The organism is Pseudomonas sp. 1L-E-NC-VB-C3 (assembly GCF_057291535.1).
Map to the genome: position 1 here is coordinate 97,682 of NZ_JBXAWD010000011.1, position 15,162 is coordinate 112,843.

General features: G+C 59.2%; 15 protein-coding genes. 9 read left to right on the forward strand and 6 right to left on the reverse strand.

The genetic code is table 11. The annotated features are described in order from the left end of the window. Window positions 1–239: 239 nt before the first annotated feature. Window positions 240–1,001 (reverse strand): gamma-glutamyl-gamma-aminobutyrate hydrolase family protein, encoded by a 762-nt coding sequence (locus tag AC0Z5Z_RS18905; RefSeq protein ID WP_485611518.1) that lies wholly within the window; start codon window positions 999–1,001, stop codon window positions 240–242. Between the two features lie 282 nt (window positions 1,002–1,283). Here AC0Z5Z_RS18905 and AC0Z5Z_RS18910 point away from each other — a divergent pair, with 282 nt between their 5' ends. The 5 genes from AC0Z5Z_RS18910 (at window position 1,284) to AC0Z5Z_RS18930 (ending at window position 7,481) form a co-directional block, all read left to right on the forward strand. Next, the gene (locus tag AC0Z5Z_RS18910; RefSeq protein WP_007918694.1) at window positions 1,284–2,660 is read left to right on the forward strand and encodes a glutamine synthetase family protein; all 1,377 of its coding nucleotides are present in this window, start codon (window positions 1,284–1,286) and stop codon (window positions 2,658–2,660) included. 254 nt (window positions 2,661–2,914) lie between these two features. Further along, the gene (locus AC0Z5Z_RS18915; RefSeq protein ID WP_041480929.1) at window positions 2,915–4,405 is read left to right on the forward strand and encodes an aldehyde dehydrogenase; all 1,491 of its coding nucleotides are present in this window, start codon (window positions 2,915–2,917) and stop codon (window positions 4,403–4,405) included. A 49-nt stretch (window positions 4,406–4,454) separates the two neighbouring features. Then, window positions 4,455–5,738: an NAD(P)/FAD-dependent oxidoreductase gene (locus tag AC0Z5Z_RS18920; RefSeq protein WP_485611519.1), complete on the forward strand. Its 1,284-nt coding sequence runs from the start codon at window positions 4,455–4,457 to the stop codon at window positions 5,736–5,738. A gap of 343 nt (window positions 5,739–6,081) precedes the next feature. Further along, window positions 6,082–6,630 (forward strand): cupin domain-containing protein, encoded by a 549-nt coding sequence (locus AC0Z5Z_RS18925; RefSeq protein WP_011333561.1) that lies wholly within the window; start codon window positions 6,082–6,084, stop codon window positions 6,628–6,630. A gap of 101 nt (window positions 6,631–6,731) precedes the next feature. Next, window positions 6,732–7,481 carry a hypothetical protein gene (locus AC0Z5Z_RS18930; protein ID WP_485611520.1) on the forward strand — a complete coding sequence of 250 codons (750 nt, stop codon included), beginning with the start codon at window positions 6,732–6,734 and terminating at the stop codon, window positions 7,479–7,481. A gap of 182 nt (window positions 7,482–7,663) precedes the next feature. Here AC0Z5Z_RS18930 and AC0Z5Z_RS18935 read toward each other — a convergent pair whose 3' ends face one another. Beyond that, window positions 7,664–7,951: a fructose-bisphosphate aldolase gene (locus AC0Z5Z_RS18935; RefSeq protein ID WP_485611521.1), complete on the reverse strand. Its 288-nt coding sequence runs from the start codon at window positions 7,949–7,951 to the stop codon at window positions 7,664–7,666. A 556-nt stretch (window positions 7,952–8,507) separates the two neighbouring features. On the opposite strand from AC0Z5Z_RS18935, the gene AC0Z5Z_RS18940 reads away from it, so the two are divergent. Further along, window positions 8,508–8,792 (forward strand): hypothetical protein, encoded by a 285-nt coding sequence (locus AC0Z5Z_RS18940; protein ID WP_095181995.1) that lies wholly within the window; start codon window positions 8,508–8,510, stop codon window positions 8,790–8,792. 70 nt (window positions 8,793–8,862) lie between these two features. On the opposite strand, the gene AC0Z5Z_RS18945 is transcribed toward AC0Z5Z_RS18940, so the two are convergent. Continuing rightward, window positions 8,863–9,294 carry a hypothetical protein gene (locus tag AC0Z5Z_RS18945; RefSeq protein ID WP_375122344.1) on the reverse strand — a complete coding sequence of 144 codons (432 nt, stop codon included), beginning with the start codon at window positions 9,292–9,294 and terminating at the stop codon, window positions 8,863–8,865. 159 nt (window positions 9,295–9,453) lie between these two features. On the opposite strand from AC0Z5Z_RS18945, the gene AC0Z5Z_RS18950 reads away from it, so the two are divergent. Then, window positions 9,454–9,876 carry an HD domain-containing protein gene (locus AC0Z5Z_RS18950; RefSeq protein WP_258706870.1) on the forward strand — a complete coding sequence of 141 codons (423 nt, stop codon included), beginning with the start codon at window positions 9,454–9,456 and terminating at the stop codon, window positions 9,874–9,876. A 147-nt stretch (window positions 9,877–10,023) separates the two neighbouring features. Further along, window positions 10,024–11,043, forward strand: a complete 1,020-nt coding sequence (locus tag AC0Z5Z_RS18955; protein ID WP_485611522.1) for an AbrB family transcriptional regulator — start codon at window positions 10,024–10,026, stop codon at window positions 11,041–11,043. 133 nt (window positions 11,044–11,176) lie between these two features. On the opposite strand, the gene AC0Z5Z_RS18960 is transcribed toward AC0Z5Z_RS18955, so the two are convergent. Then, window positions 11,177–11,341: a hypothetical protein gene (locus tag AC0Z5Z_RS18960; RefSeq protein ID WP_485611523.1), complete on the reverse strand. Its 165-nt coding sequence runs from the start codon at window positions 11,339–11,341 to the stop codon at window positions 11,177–11,179. Window positions 11,342–11,424: 83 nt separating this feature from the next. Between AC0Z5Z_RS18960 and AC0Z5Z_RS18965 the strand changes: the two genes are divergently transcribed. Then, window positions 11,425–12,210 (forward strand): DeoR/GlpR family DNA-binding transcription regulator, encoded by a 786-nt coding sequence (locus AC0Z5Z_RS18965; RefSeq protein ID WP_056789103.1) that lies wholly within the window; start codon window positions 11,425–11,427, stop codon window positions 12,208–12,210. A 112-nt stretch (window positions 12,211–12,322) separates the two neighbouring features. Here AC0Z5Z_RS18965 and AC0Z5Z_RS18970 read toward each other — a convergent pair whose 3' ends face one another. Together AC0Z5Z_RS18970 and AC0Z5Z_RS18975 are read right to left on the reverse strand one after the other, a co-directional pair. Continuing rightward, window positions 12,323–13,606, reverse strand: coding sequence for an NAD(P)/FAD-dependent oxidoreductase (locus AC0Z5Z_RS18970; protein WP_485611524.1), 1,284 nt, complete (start codon window positions 13,604–13,606; stop codon window positions 12,323–12,325). Window positions 13,607–13,753: 147 nt separating this feature from the next. Beyond that, complete coding sequence (locus AC0Z5Z_RS18975) at window positions 13,754–15,118, reverse strand: glutamine synthetase family protein (RefSeq protein WP_485611525.1); 1,365 nt, start codon at window positions 15,116–15,118, stop codon at window positions 13,754–13,756. Window positions 15,119–15,162: the final 44 nt, after the last annotated feature.

The following is a 15,162-nucleotide window of genomic DNA, read 5'->3' on the forward strand; positions in this document are numbered from 1 at the left end:
TGTGGCCGGGCTTAAGTGGATTGCGGAACGGTCCGGAATGCCTGTCAGCTCCCACAGGGGATATGCGTTGACCTGAGTGGCCTTTGTCCGTACCGATCCGGCTTGTTCGGCGCCGCCGTCCTGGCTGCCTGGGTCGTACTTGTTGTTATCACGGGTGTTGCGGTTCACGGCTGACGGATGTGCAGATGCACATCCGTCAGCCGTGGGGGCAGTAAATTGTTATCGAGTCTGGGATTGCGTCAGCGCTGACTGCGCTTCGCCGCCCGTTGCCGGCACGCTGCGCCGAACGCCTGGAAAATCCTCAGGTAGTTCGGGTTGTCCAGCACCTGCCATTCCGGATGCCATTGCACGCCGAGGGCGAAGGTCAGGCTGTGCTCGACCGAGATCGCTTCGATCAAACCGTCCGGTGCCACGGCTTCAGCACGCAGGCCGGGAGCGAGGCGGTCGATGCCCTGGCTGTGAATCGAATTGACCTGAAATTCGTCGGGCAGCTCCAGCGCTTCGAACACGCCGCCAGCGATCACGCTGACCGCATGGGCTGGTGCGTATTGCACGGCCACATCCGGGCTGTCGGCTTCACGGTGGTCGAGCATGCCGGGCAGCTCGTGCACCTTTTGATGCAGGCTGCCGCCGAAGGCCACGTTCATTTCCTGGAAGCCACGGCAGATGCCGAGCACCGGAACGCCCGCCGCGATGGCTGCACGCAATAAAGGAAGGGTGGTGGCGTCGCGGGCCGGATCATGATCCGTGCCGGGGGCGCTGGCCGGGCCTTGATAGTGGAAGGGCTCCACGTTCGAGGGAGAGCCGGTAAGCAACAGACCGTCGAGTTGACCGAGCAGGTCTTCGATCTCAGTCAGATTGCCGAGGGAAGGAATGACCACTGGCAACCCTTGAGCGCCAACGCTGACAGCACGTACGTACTTGTCGCCGCTGATGTGATAGGGGTGCAGGCCAATCTGTTTGACGCACGCAGTAACGCCGATCAATGGCTTGAATGCCATTTTTATTCACCTCGAAGTCTGTCACTTGAACGAGCTTTTCCGGAGCTTAGCCTCGTTGATTTTAATTAACAACTGCCATGTAAAAAATTCTAAACGCCATTCATCAAATCACTCAGGTTTACCGGGGTTTGCCGGCGGATATGGCACGAGAGTGTTAAGAAAAGCCCGAAAAATAAAGGCTGCAGGGCAGGGTGTTCGCTATTGACTTCACTTTGCCTTTCGGATTGACTGGCTGCGCAACACGGTGGTGAACATAATAATTAACAGCTAAATAGGTGCATCATGTCGGTCCCTCTGCGTACCGTTCAACTCAACGAAGCCAACGCATTCCTTAAGAAATATCCTGAGGTTTTGTACGTCGACCTTCTGATTGCGGATATGAACGGTGTGGTGCGCGGCAAGCGCATCGAACGCACCAGTCTTCATAAGGTGTACGAAAAAGGCATCAACCTGCCGGCGTCGCTGTTCGCGCTGGACATCAACGGCTCGACGGTGGAAAGCACCGGTCTGGGCCTGGATATCGGCGATGCCGATCGCATCTGCTACCCGATCCCCGGCACCCTGAGCATCGAGCCGTGGCAAAAACGCCCGACCGCTCAACTGTTGATGACCATGCACGAGATCGAAGGCCAGCCGTTCTTCGCCGACCCGCGTGAAGTGCTGGCCAACGTCGTGCGCAAATTCGATGACCTCGGCCTGACTATTTGCGCGGCGTTCGAACTCGAGTTCTACCTGATCGACCAGGACAACGTGAATGGTCGTCCGCAATCGCCGCGTTCACCGGTATCCGGTAAGCGTCCGGTGTCGACCCAGGTTTACCTGATCGACGATCTCGACGAATACGTCGATTGCCTGCAAGACATCCTTGAAGGCGCGAAAGAGCAGGGCATCCCGGCGGATGCCATCGTCAAGGAAAGCGCCCCGGCGCAGTTCGAAGTCAACCTGCATCACGTCTCCGACCCGATCAAGGCGTGCGATTACGCGGTCCTGCTCAAGCGTCTGGTGAAGAACATCGCCTACGACCACGAGATGGACACGACTTTCATGGCCAAGCCTTATCCGGGCCAGGCCGGCAATGGTTTGCACGTGCACATTTCGATTCTGGACAAAGAAGGCAACAACATCTTCGCCAGCGAGGATCCCGAGCAGAACGCCGCACTGCGTCACGCGATCGGCGGTGTGCTCGAGACCCTGCCGGCGCAAATGGCGTTCCTCTGCCCGAACGTCAACTCGTACCGCCGCTTCGGCGCGCAATTCTATGTGCCGAACTCGCCGAGCTGGGGCATCGACAACCGCACCGTGGCCGTGCGCGTGCCGACCGGTTCAGCGGACGCCGTGCGCATCGAGCACCGCGTCGCCGGTGCTGATGCCAACCCGTACCTGCTGATGGCGTCGGTGCTGGCCGGTATCCACCACGGGCTTACCAACCAGATCGAGCCCGGCGCGCCGGTCGAAGGCAACAGCTACGAGCAGAACGAGCAGAGTCTGCCGAACAACCTGCGCGACGCCTTGCGCGAGCTCGACGACAGCGAAGTCATGGCGCGCTACATCGACCCGATGTACATCGACGTGTTCGTTGCGTGCAAGGAAAGCGAGCTGGCCGAGTTCGAGAACTCGATTTCTGACCTTGAGTACAACTGGTATCTGCATACGGTCTGAAGATCAAAAGCCCCTCACCCTAACCCTCTCCCGGAGGGAGAGGGGACTGACCGCGTCGTCTGGAGATATCCGGCGACCTGAACGATCCAGTCGATGATGGATTCGGCAAAGATTTTTCAGGTCGGCGCAGTTACCAGGCATCCCCCGATCGGTCCCCTCTCCCTCTGGGAGAGGGCTAGGGTGAGGGCAGCGATTCCCGGCCAGACAAAGCAACCAGACCAACCCCCAAATTCCCCCTTGTCGAGCTCAAAACAATGACCACAACCCGCAACGACTGGGAACAACGCTTCCAGTCTCTGTCCATCGAATCCCGCGCCTTCATCAACGGTGAATATCGCCCGGCGATCAGCGGCGATACCTTCGAATGCCTGAGCCCGGTCGACGGCCGCTTTCTTGCTGCCGTCGCCAGCACCGATGAAGCCGACGCCAACCTCGCCGTCGAAGCCGCGCGCCAGTCCTTCAACTCCGGCATCTGGGCGAAAAAAGCCCCCGCCGAGCGCAAGCGCGTGCTGATCCGCTTCGCCGATCTGATCCTGCAGCACCAGGAAGAACTGGCGCTGCTTGAAACCCTCGACATGGGCAAACCGATCAGCGATTCGATGAGCATCGACATCCCGGCGACCGCCAACGCGATCCGCTGGAGCGCCGAAGCGATCGACAAGATCTACGACGAAGTTGCCGCCACGCCGCACGATCAACTCGGCCTCGTGACTCGCGAGCCATCCGGCGTGGTCGCGGCGATCGTGCCGTGGAATTTCCCGCTGATCATGGCCAGCTGGAAGTTCGCCCCGGCGCTGGCGGCGGGTAACTCGTTCATCCTCAAACCTTCGGAAAAATCACCGCTGACCGCTATCCGCATCGCGCAACTGGCGCTGGAGGCGGGTATTCCGAAGGGCGTGTTCAACGTGCTGCCGGGCTACGGCCACACCGTCGGCAAGGCGCTGGCGTTGCACATGGACGTCGACGTGCTGGCCTTCACCGGCTCCACGGCGATCGCCAAGCAGCTGATGATCTATGCCGGCCAGAGCAACATGAAACGCGTCTGGCTCGAGGCCGGCGGCAAGAGCCCGAACGTGGTGTTCGCCGACGCACCGGACCTGCGCGCGGCAGCCCAGGCAGCAGCCAGTGCCATCGCCTTCAACCAGGGCGAAGTCTGCACTGCCGGCTCGCGTCTGCTGGTCGAGCGCTCGATTCGCGAGCAGTTCATTCCGCTGCTGGTGGAAGCGCTGCAAGCGTGGAAACCGGGGCACGCGCTTGATCCGGCGACCACCGTCGGCGCCGTGGTCGACCAGCGTCAACTGGACAACGTGCTGCGCTACATCAGCATCGGCCGCGAGCAGGGCGCCGAGTTGATTGCCGGCGGCCAACGCACCCTCGAAGAAACCGGCGGCCTCTACGTGCAGCCAGCGATTTTCGACGGCGTGACCAATGCGATGACTATCGCCCAAGAAGAAATCTTCGGCCCGGTGCTGTCGCTGATCACCTTCGACACTGCCGAAGAAGCCCTGCAGATCGCCAACGACAGCATCTTCGGCCTCGCCGCCGGGGTGTGGACCAGCAACCTGAGCAAGGCGCACACCTTCGCCCGCGGCCTGCGCGCCGGCAGCGTCTGGGTCAACCAGTACGACGGCGGCGACATGACCGCGCCATTCGGTGGCTTCAAGCAATCGGGCAACGGTCGCGACAAATCGCTGCATGCGTTCGACAAGTACACCGAACTGAAAGCGACCTGGATCAAGCTCTGACTCTTTTACAGCGGCGGCCGCCCCTGGTTGGCGGCCCTCGGAGAAACCTATGAAACAGCAACACGTAAACAGCTACTACGCCGCCACCCGCAACGAAGTCATCGACTTCCCGATTCTCGAAGAAGCGCTGGACTGCGACGTCTGCATCATCGGCGCCGGTTATACCGGCCTGTCCTCGGCGCTGTTCCTCAGCGAAGCCGGCTACAAAGTCACGGTGCTGGAAGCGGCGAAAGTCGGCTACGGCGCCAGCGGGCGCAACGGCGGGCAACTGGTCAATTCCTATAGCCGCGACGTCGATGTCATCGAAGAGCGCTACGGCGACAAGACTGCAGAAATCCTCGGCAGCATGATCTTTGAAGGCGCCGACATCATTCGTTCGCGCATCAAGGATTACGACATCAAGTGCGACTACCGCCCGGGCGGTATTTTCGCGGCGATGAACAAGAAACAACTCAATGGCCTGGCCGAGCAGAAGCGCAATTGGGAGCGCTACGGCAACCGCAATCTGAAGATGCTCGATGCAGCGGATATTCGTCGCGAAGTCGGCTCCGACGCTTACGTTGGCGGCTTGCTGGACATGCAGGGCGGCCACGTTCATCCATTGAATCTGGCGTTAGGGGAGGCCGCTGCCATCGTGCGTTTGGGCGGCAAGATCTACGAGCAATCGGCGGCGGTGGAAATCACCTACGGCGAGCCGATCACCGTGCGCACTGCCAAAGGTCTGGTCCGCGCCAAATATTTGCTGATCGCCGGCAACGCTTATCTGCCGCAAGGCCTCGACAATCGCGTCACCGCGAAAAGCATGCCGTGTGGTTCGCAGATCGTCGTCACCGAACCGCTGACCGAGCAGCAGGCGCGCAGCCTGATCACCAATAATTACTGCGTCGAGGACTGCAACTATCTGCTGGATTACTACCGCCTCACCGCTGACAACCGCCTGCTTTACGGTGGTGGTGTGGTCTACGGCGCGCGGGAGCCGGACGATATCGAGCAGCTGATCCGGCCGAAGATCCTCAAGACCTTTCCGCAGCTCAAGGACGTGAAGATCGACTACCGCTGGACCGGCAACTTCCTGCTGACCATGTCGCGCATGCCGCAATTCGGCCGCATCGAAAAGAACGCCTACTACATGCAGGGCTACAGCGGCCACGGCGTCACCTGCTCGCACCTGGCCGGCAAACTGATCTCGGAAATGATCCGCGGCGACGCCGAACGCTTCAACGCCTTCGCCTCACTGCCGCACATACCAATGCTCGGCGGCCGCACCTTCTCCGCACCGCTCACCGCTCTGGGCGCGGTCTACTACTCCCTGCGCGACCGGTTCGGCGTCTGATTGACCTCACCGGCGACGGTCCGAAAGACCTCGCCGGTTTTTCCCTACACAGCACACAGAACCTGTGGGAGCTGGCTTGCCAGCGATTGCGGTCTTTCAGCAAAAGGGATGTTGAATGTGCCATCCAATCGCTGGCAAGCCAGCTCCCACAAGTTTTTTATTTATCCGCAATAATCGCCAGCCAGCTCATTTCGATCACCATCCATCGAACCTGCTGAGCAACGCTGGCAAACGTGATTTAATAGCCGCCTTTCACGGTTCCGGGACACGGGAGCAACGTGATCCGCGCGACCTGCGCGTCACCCGCCACCCACCCCCATCGCCCCTTTTACATAAGGCAGTCATGGATACGGGTTCTCGACTCAAACTAGTACGCGAAAGCTACAAACTCTCCCAGCGCGAACTCGCCCGGCGTAGCGGCGTGACCAACGCGACCATCTCGCTGATCGAACAGAACCGCGTCAGCCCCTCCGTCAGCTCGCTGAAAAAGCTGCTCGAAGGCATACCGATGTCCCTGGCCGACTTCTTCACCTTCGACCAGCCCCCGCGCGAACACCAATACGTGTTCCGCGCCAACGAACAACCCGACCTCGGCCGCCACGGCCTGCGCCTGCTGCTCATCGGCGCCTCGGTGCCCAGCCGGCAGATGCGCCTGCTCCGCGAACAATACGCCCCCGGCGCCAGCTCCGGCGAAGAGCCGATCGTGCATGCCGAAGGCGAAGAGTGCGGGCTGGTCACGCGTGGCACGGTGGAATTGACCGTGGACGGGCAGGTGAGTGTGCTGAGTGCGGGGGATGGGTATTACTTTCCGACGACGCTGCCGCATAAATTCCGGAATATCGGCGCGGATGAGGCGGAGATAATCAGTGCGAATACGCCGGCGAATTTTTAGGGTGGTTGAAAGTTTTTGTCGGTGCGAATGGGATGACAGCAAGCTATCGTGCTGTCTTTGAGTTTCGTATTTGCTAATTTTTGAATAGAAAGGAATCGTAAATGCAAGGTGCCATTAGAGCAATTCTCGTTTTTGTGATGCTTATAATGGCGGCGCCCGGTTACACTGCCGTATCTAGTGGAAAAGTAGAAAAGGCTGAAGTGCTGTCCGAGGAGCTTCGAGACGCTAAGCAACAAATCAAGTTGTTGGAAACTCAAATCGAGTTAATGAAAGAGTATCAAGGTTCATTGCTCGATACAGTTTATTGGGCTTTGGGTGGGGTTTTTTTGATAGTTGGCTTGCTTTTAGGGTTCGGGTGGTTCTCAAACTTCAGGATCTATGAAAGAGACAAGGAAACGCTCAAGGCGGATCTAGAACTCGTGGTTCGTTCGAAGGGTGATGAGCTTGAAAAGAAGACCTCTTCACAGTTTACAAAGATCTCTGCAGAGTTAGCTTCTCAAAACTCCGAGAATGCAAAAAAAATCGAGACTGCCATAAAGTCTTCTCTCACACCTCTAGATGCTCGATTGTTTGATCTTGAGTTCTTCCGTCTTCACGAGAAAATGACTACAAACGATAGTGAAAGTATGGCGCTTACGGACGCCTTGAATTTGCTAGGTATATGCGTTGCACGTAGTCATCATCAAGCCCCAGAGATTATTCATTTCATGCTTAAAAAAATTGATAAAGGAGGTAAGTTTACGCCAGGCGAAATAACTCGGTTGAACATGATTCTGGACTCGTTACCTTCGCAGTACTCATCGTTGCGTGAGAAGCTTGGCGCGAGATTAGTTGTTGCTGATATGTTTTGATTCTTTAGCGCTATCATGGTCGTGATTTTTATAGCAGTAAGTTTTTTGTTTGGTAGTGCTGTTTTTTAAGGGCGGTATAAGGAGTGGCTGGGAATTAAGTTCTTAATGGTTTTGCTGTAGATAAAGCACTTTAAAGTCACGCTAAAACCGCTTTGCGCGGTCTCAGCGTTAATCCAATTTATCTAGGCGATGCAGTCAAATCCCCGCCGCTCGATTACCCGAAACACATCACTCACATCCTGCACCATGATCCTTGCGATATTCGTTACGGTATTGATGTCGTGCTCGGCGTAATCTGGGAGGCTCGTGCAAGCGATGAGATCTAGGTACTTCAGCACGGCGTTCAGGCGTTCGGCGAGGCAGGCGTGGAGGTCGCGTAAGGGGACGTCTGTATCGATCAGGAGAACTGGTGCATCGGTGGCAGGGTGGGACATGTGGGCGTAATGGTGGAGCGGTTTGTTGGCGGTCATCAAAAAAGTCCTCTCGGGTAGAAGAGCCACCTCTTTGCTGCGAAACAAATGGGTGGCGGCTGTGAGCGGGTTCGCAGACCGAGGAGAAGACTAAGACTCGGCAGACCCAAGGGTCTCCCGCGCACAGCCACCATAAAACGTAACGCCGGCGGATTTTGCCAGAATTGTCGGTTGGCTGTGTCAGTCATATTCTCATTAGGGCTGCGAAACCCGTCGCCGACTGCGGTCAGCGATGGCGTCACTGTAGGTAGCGATTTCGATCGTCGCAACTGGCCTGTAGGACGGAGAGGGCACCATACGGCGTGCTGTGCTTGACCTTGATTGACGGCCATTTGGCGGATTTAGCGGTTCCGGCGGCCAACTCACGAAACGGATTATTTGATTGCACGCCTGCTTCCCATCTCCCAAGTCTCAAACTCCCTCCCCGGACGATGCGTTTTCCTACGCATTTTTCAGAATTTGAAATTTGTGGACATTGCCATTCGTCAGCCCCTCCGCATTTTCGCCGCTCGCCTGCTTCCAATGCATACCTTATCCCAGCAAAGGAACCGCCCACATGCGCAAATCCAACCTCGCAGCACTGACCCTGGCCACGCTGTTATCCGCCACTTCGCTCTATGCAACAGCCGCCAGCGATACCCCGGCACCCACCGCTAACGACGGCAACAGCCAGACCAACCCGAGTGCGCCGGAAGACATTCATTCCAATGGCGCCACCGTGCCCAAAGGCACACAGGGCAACACCACCAACAATGACGGCTCTACACCTTCGGGTTCCAAGCCCAGTGGTTCGAAGCAATCGAACGACAGCGGCACGAGCAGCGGTGCAGGTGAAGGTTGAAGCTGTTTGCAGATGCAGCAAGCCCGGCATCAAGCCGGGCTCTCTATCAGGCAATCCTCGATGACCGAGGTTACTTAGCCTTCCAGTTCCCGCCACTGTTTTCGCAATCAATCTTCGCCTGCGCCAAGTGCTCACCGTTGTAGTAATACGTGGTGACTTTGGCGTTGTCGGGCATGTTCAGCGGTTTGGCACTTTTGTCTTTGCTGGTCGAGTGCGGGTTGGCCAGGGACTCCTGGGTGAGGCGGGCGGTGCAGGTGGCCTGGTAGTGGTCGTCGCAGCGATCGACTTTTTTCTTGGTGGCGTTGAGGGTGTCCTTGGTTTCGTTGCTGCATGACCAGTTGATGGAGTCCACCGGCATGCCTTCGTATTCGTAACAGCTATGGGTTTCCACCGCCGGCACCGAGGCGCTGGAGGAGCGGGTCTGCACGTCGCAGCCTTCGGCCATGACGCAGGTGGGGATGATGGCGAACGTGGCGATCAGGAGCAGCAGTCGGGTTTTCATCGGCAATTCCTCTCCAATGGCGCCGCGTCTGATCGGTGATTTGGCGCTTGTCTGGTTTCGAGGCGGCGAGGGCGGGCAAGGTTCAATCGGCTTTGCGCTGCGCGATCTTCGCGTACACTGCGCAACAATCAGAAACATTCAGCGCAGGATTCGATTCCCATGGCCCAAACCCTCGAACGCGCTATCGCCATTGCCGCCACGGCCCACAGCGGGCAGGTGGACAAGGGCGGGGCGCCGTACATTCTGCATCCGCTGAAAGTCATGTTGCGCATGCACACGCTGGAAGAACGCATCGTCGCTGTGCTGCACGATGTGGTCGAGGATTGCGGGGTGAGTCTGGATGATTTGCGCGGGGAAGGATTCAGCGAAGAGGTGCTGGCGGCGATTGCGGCGGTGACCAAAGTGCCCGGCGAGTCCTACGAGGATTTTGTCGACCGTGCCGCGCAAAACCCCATCGGCCGGGTGGTGAAGCTGGCGGATCTGGAAGAGAACAGCGATATCTCGCGGATTGCCTCGCCGAGTTGGGAGGATCTGGAGCGGATCGAGAAATATCGGCGGGCGATTGCACGCTTGCGTATGTAAGACGTATTGGATTCTTGTGGGAGCGAGCCTGCTCGCGAAGGCGATAGATCAGTTATTTATCTGTGACTGGCAGGACGCTTTCGCGAGCAGGCTCGCTCCCACAAGTGGAATGGTGGTGTGTCAGATAAATAGCCAGGAAGGCGAACTATGAAATCCATTGTGTGCTTGTTGATTGCGGCCGGTTTCGGCGCGTTATTGCAGTTTGAAGGCGTACCCCACGGCTTGCTGCTGGGCTCGATTGTCGTTACTGCGTTGTTCGCCAGTAAAACCGGCATCGCCCCGGCAACTCCTTATGGACTGGGCTACATCCAGGTCACGCTGGGCATCGCCACCGGGTTGATGTTCGAAGCATGGGACAGCGAAACGGCCGCGACGATGTTGCCCAGCCTTGGCGTATTGCTGATCTGCCTGACCGTACAAATTGCACTCGCCGGATGGTGGCTGACACGCGGTGCCGGATGGAATCGCACCGATGCACTGCTGGCGGTGTATCCCGGCGCATTGGCCGCAGTGTTCGATTTGCTCGAGTCGGAAAAGGCTTCGAGCAAAGTCATCATCGTGCATCTGATGCGACTGCTGTTGATCACCGTGCTGGTGAGTTTGCTCATTCCCGGGCAAGCAGCGGTGGCTGAAGTCGCCAGCGATCCGTTGACCACAGGCATGGCGCTGACCGCGTTCTCTGTCATCGCGCTGAGCGTATTGCTCGGACGCTTGCTGTTGCTGGTCGGCGTCCCGGCGCCGTTCATGCTTACCGCGATCATCATCACCGCTGTATTTGTGAAGTCGGGATGGCTGCACGGCTTTCACATGCCGGAGTGGAGCCTGAACCTGGCCGCACTGATTCTCGGCGTGCGCATCGGCTCACGTTTTCAGGGACTCGGCATCGCAGAACTGGCGCGGCATGGGCGCACCGCTCTGGTTTCGGTCGGCTTGATGATCATCGTTGCAGCGGCGTTTGCCGAGGTGGCTGCGCGCTGGCTGGGCAGTGATCCGCTGGCGCTGTGGCTGGCGTACATGCCGGGCGCGATCGAGACGATTGCGATTGTCGCGTTTGGCGGCGGGCTGAACGTGGTGTTTATCCTGACGCATCACTTGAGCCGGATGGTGTTGCTGCATTTTGCTCCGGCGTTGTTGGTGCAGGTCAGGCGGGTGCGCCAGGAAACTTGAAGCAAGCCAGTGCTGCCTGGCGATTGCGGCGTGTCATTCAGATCCATCCCCCTCAGCCCAGCCCTTTCCCCCAGGGCGGCTGCGGCGCATAAGCGGCTTCGTGAGCAATTGCTGGGCTCGGTTTGACGCGCTGTCAGGCGTGGCCCAAGGCAATCGCGAACGACACGACGATCATGCAGGCGAAGGCAAAATTGAGATTCATGGGCTGTTCATCCTGAGCTTTTGAGATTGGCGCCATTGTGAACAGGCGCAGCGCAAAGAAAAAATTCGCCTTGTTGATTCCAATGATCGAAAGCATTGATAGCCGCTGCGTTTGTGTTTGCTTGAGACTTTCGCTAGTGTGGCTGAAACCTGCAACTACAAGCACAAACAGGCACAACCATGCACGATCACTCCATCGCTGAATTGCCGTCCCTGCGTCGGCAGAAAATCCTTTTGCTTCTCGAGCGTGACGGCAAGGTCATGGCCTCCGAGCTGAGCCAGCATTTCGCGGTGTCCGAAGACACTATCCGCCGCGACCTTGCCGAACTGGACAACGCCGGGCTGGTGCAGCGCGTGCATGGCGGGGCGTTGCCGCGACCGAAGGACTCGGGCAAGGATTACTTCACCCGTCTGGATGAGACCGACGAGGTCAAGGTGCGCCTGGCGCAATTGGCGGCGCAGCACATCGAGGATGGGCAGATTGTGCTGTTCGATTCCGGCTCGACCACCTTGCAGGTGGCGCGCGCGTTACCGTCCGATATCCGCATCACCGCCGTGACCGCTTCCCCACTGACGGCGATTGCCTTGTCCGAATACAAGGGCGTGAAAGTGATTCTGGCGGGCGGTGAATTGAATCCGCATTCGATGTCGGCCAGTGGTCAGGAAGCGCTGCGACTGCTGGCGGGAATCAAGGCGGATCTGGCAATTACCGGGGTGTGTGCGATTCATCCCGAGGTCGGGATCACCTCGCTGCATTTCGATGAAGTGCCGATCAAACAGGCGATGCTCGACAGCGCGACGCGGGTGATTGCGGTGACTACGGCAGACAAGCTGGGTGCGGTGGAGCCGTTTGTGGTCGCGCCGTGCACGCGCCTGCATAGGTTGATTACCGAGCGGCATCCCGGGTCGGGGAATGTCGAGGATTATCGGCGGTTGGGGATTGTGGTGGAGCAGTTGCCGGATTGAATTTTGTGTGGGGTTTGAGGGCCTCTTCGCGAGCAGGCTCGCTCCCACAGGGTGTTGTGTCGTGCACAAATCCAATGTGGGAGCGAGCCTGCTCGCGATAGGGCCAGTGAATTCAGCGCAACCGCTCGAGCATCTGGTAATACCACATCCCCGCCGCCAGCAACGGATTGCCTAGCAGGTCGCCCATTGGCACGCGGATGTGCTGGCACGCGGCGAAGGTGTCGAACTGTTCCATCTGCCCGGTGATCGCGCGGCTCATGATCTCGCCCATGATGTGTGTGGTGGCGATGCCGTGTCCCGAGTAGCCCTGGCAATACCAGACGTTGTCCGAGAGCTTGCCCAGTTGCGGGATGCGGTTGATGACGATGCCCATCGCGCAGCTCCACTGGTAATCGATCGCCACACCTTTTAGCGCCGGGAACGTGCGTTCGATACACGGGCGCAGTTCCGCAGTGATGTCGCGCGAATCCTTGCCGCTGTAGTTGGCGCCGCCGCCGAACAGCAAACGGCCGTCGGCGGTCAGCCGGTAGTAATCGAGGACGAAGCGGCAGTCGTACACGGCGAGGTCTTCGGGGTTGATCTGTTGCGCCAGATCACCGAGCGGCGCGGTGGTGACGATGCCGCCCATGGCCGGGAAAATCTTGCCCTTGAGCTGGCCCGGTTCGAGCTTGTGATAGACGTCACCGGCGAGCATCACCTGACTGGCGTCGATCTGGCCGTGAGCGGTGCGCACGCCAGGTGTGTCGCCGTGGATGATCTCCAGCACTTCACTGTTTTCGAAGATCAGCGCGCCCAGGCTTTCGGCTGCGCGTGCTTCGCCAATGCACAGGTTGAGTGGGTGCAGGTGCATGTTGCGGGTGTTCTTGATTGCGCCGTGGTAAAGCTCGCTTTGCAGCAGGTCGCGAACCTGGCTGCGGTCGAGCAGGCTCACTTCATCGCCTAATCCGCGACGCACGGCTTCGTCGTAGTCCTTGCGCAGATCGACCATGTGGCTCGGCTTGTACGCCGCGTGCAAGTGGCCGTGTTTGAGGTCGCACTGGATCGCATATTTCTCGACGCGCTCGCGGATGATTTCATGCCCGCGCCAGCGCAGATGCCAGATGAAATCGTCCACGTCATCGCCTAGTTTTGCACGCATCTGCTTGCGCATCGCGCCGTCGCCGGAAAGGCTCCCGGTAACTTGCCCGCCATTGCGCCCGGTGGCGCCCCAGCCGATCTTGTGGCTTTCGACGATGGCGACTTTCAGGCCTTTTTCCGCCAGTTCGACGGCAGTGGCGACGCCAGTGAAACCGCCGCCGATGATCACCACATCGACCTTGTGCCGGCCTTGCAGGGTCGGGTAGTCGGTGTCCTGGTTGAGGGTGGCGGTGTAGTAGGAATTGCAGCGAATGGTCATGTCGGGGTCCACAAAAAATTCAGGTTCGAAGTGCATTCCGTGTGGGAGCGAGCCTGCTCGCGAAAGCGGTGTGTCAGTCACCCAAAATGTTGAATGTGATGACGCCTTCGCGAGCAGGCTCGCTCCCACAGGTTCGGTGTCGGATCGTTAAGCCTCGGTCAGGTACCACCGCCAATCCTGCTCACCCACTTCAGCCATGAACTGCCGATACTCGGCACGCTTCACCGCCAGATACACCCCAAGGAATTCCTGCCCCAACGCCTCCCGTGCCCACGTGGAATTTTCCAGCGCCTGTAACGACGTCAGCCAATCGGTCGGCAGCAGTTCTTTCGCCTGGGCATAACCATTGCCCTCGACCGGCGCCGCCGGATCCAGCTCTTCACGAATGCCACGATGAATGCCGGCGAGGATCGCTGCCGCTGCCAGATACGGGTTGGCGTCGGCGCCGCAGATGCGGTGTTCGATGTGTCGCGTAGGGGCCGGGCCACCGGGTACGCGCAGGCTGACCGTGCGGTTGTCGACGCCCCAGGTCGGCGCCAGTGGCGCGTAGCTGTTGGCCTGGAAACGCCGGTAAGAGTTGGCGTTGGGGCAGAACAGCAGCAGCGAATCGAGCAGCGAGGCGAGCATGCCGCCAATCGCCGTGCGCAACAGTGGCGTGCCGGCTGGGTCTTCAGAGGCGAACAGATTACGCCCCTCGGCATCGGCGAGACTGACGTGCATGTGCATGCCGGTGCCGGCCAGATCATCGAACGGCTTGGCCATGAACGTCGCCTGCATGCCGTGCCTGTGCGCCACGCCTTTGACCAGACGTTTGTAGCGCACCGCCTGATCCATCGCCTCCAGCGCATCGCCGTGTTCGAGGGTGATTTCCACTTGCCCCGGGGCGTACTCGGAGATCGCTGTGCGCGCCGGAATGCCGTGCAGTTTGCACGCGCTGTAAAGGTCGGCGAGAAACGGCTCGATCTGTTCCAGCTCGCGCAAACCGTAGACTTGCGTGTGTCGCGGTCGCCCGCCGTCGGCGTCCAGCGCCGGTTGCGGGCGGCCGTTGTGGTCGCGTTTGGCATCGAGCAGATAGAACTCCAGCTCGCAGGCCATGATCGGGTGATAGCCCTCGGCCTTGAGCCCGTCGATGACTTTGATCAGCAGGTGCCGAGGGTCAGCGATGCTCGCCGGCAGGCCCTCGCTCGGGTGCATGCTGACCTGCACGGCGGCGGTCGGAATCTGTCGCCACGGCAGGCGCACCAGACTGCCTTGCAGCGGATAGGCGCGGCAGTCGATGTCGCCCACATCCCAGACCAGTCCGGAGTTCTCGACGTCCTCGCCTTGTACGGTCAGGCCAAGGATGGTGCTCGGCAGCGGTCGACCGCTTTCGTATACGGCGAGCAGTTCTTCGCGGTGCAACAGCTTGCCGCGCGGCACGCCGTTGGCATCGAGGATGAACAGTTCGATCATGTCGATATCGGGGTTCTGTTCGAGGAACATGCGTGCGTCTTCGATGGCTGCGAATTTCATGGCAAATCACTCACGATGGCGCCGCACAGGCGCGCAGATTCGGC

Coding starts and splice junctions, on each gene's coding strand:
- AC0Z5Z_RS18905 (WP_485611518.1), bottom strand. CDS start 1,001: ATGGCATTCAAGCCATTGATCGGCGTTACTGCGTGCGTCAAACAGATT.
- AC0Z5Z_RS18910 (WP_007918694.1), top strand. CDS start 1,284: ATGTCGGTCCCTCTGCGTACCGTTCAACTCAACGAAGCCAACGCATTC.
- AC0Z5Z_RS18915 (WP_041480929.1), top strand. CDS start 2,915: ATGACCACAACCCGCAACGACTGGGAACAACGCTTCCAGTCTCTGTCC.
- AC0Z5Z_RS18920 (WP_485611519.1), top strand. CDS start 4,455: ATGAAACAGCAACACGTAAACAGCTACTACGCCGCCACCCGCAACGAA.
- AC0Z5Z_RS18925 (WP_011333561.1), top strand. CDS start 6,082: ATGGATACGGGTTCTCGACTCAAACTAGTACGCGAAAGCTACAAACTC.
- AC0Z5Z_RS18930 (WP_485611520.1), top strand. CDS start 6,732: ATGCAAGGTGCCATTAGAGCAATTCTCGTTTTTGTGATGCTTATAATG.
- AC0Z5Z_RS18935 (WP_485611521.1), bottom strand. CDS start 7,951: ATGACCGCCAACAAACCGCTCCACCATTACGCCCACATGTCCCACCCT.
- AC0Z5Z_RS18940 (WP_095181995.1), top strand. CDS start 8,508: ATGCGCAAATCCAACCTCGCAGCACTGACCCTGGCCACGCTGTTATCC.
- AC0Z5Z_RS18945 (WP_375122344.1), bottom strand. CDS start 9,294: ATGAAAACCCGACTGCTGCTCCTGATCGCCACGTTCGCCATCATCCCC.
- AC0Z5Z_RS18950 (WP_258706870.1), top strand. CDS start 9,454: ATGGCCCAAACCCTCGAACGCGCTATCGCCATTGCCGCCACGGCCCAC.
- AC0Z5Z_RS18955 (WP_485611522.1), top strand. CDS start 10,024: ATGAAATCCATTGTGTGCTTGTTGATTGCGGCCGGTTTCGGCGCGTTA.
- AC0Z5Z_RS18960 (WP_485611523.1), bottom strand. CDS start 11,341: ATGCTTTCGATCATTGGAATCAACAAGGCGAATTTTTTCTTTGCGCTG.
- AC0Z5Z_RS18965 (WP_056789103.1), top strand. CDS start 11,425: ATGCACGATCACTCCATCGCTGAATTGCCGTCCCTGCGTCGGCAGAAA.
- AC0Z5Z_RS18970 (WP_485611524.1), bottom strand. CDS start 13,606: ATGACCATTCGCTGCAATTCCTACTACACCGCCACCCTCAACCAGGAC.
- AC0Z5Z_RS18975 (WP_485611525.1), bottom strand. CDS start 15,118: ATGAAATTCGCAGCCATCGAAGACGCACGCATGTTCCTCGAACAGAAC.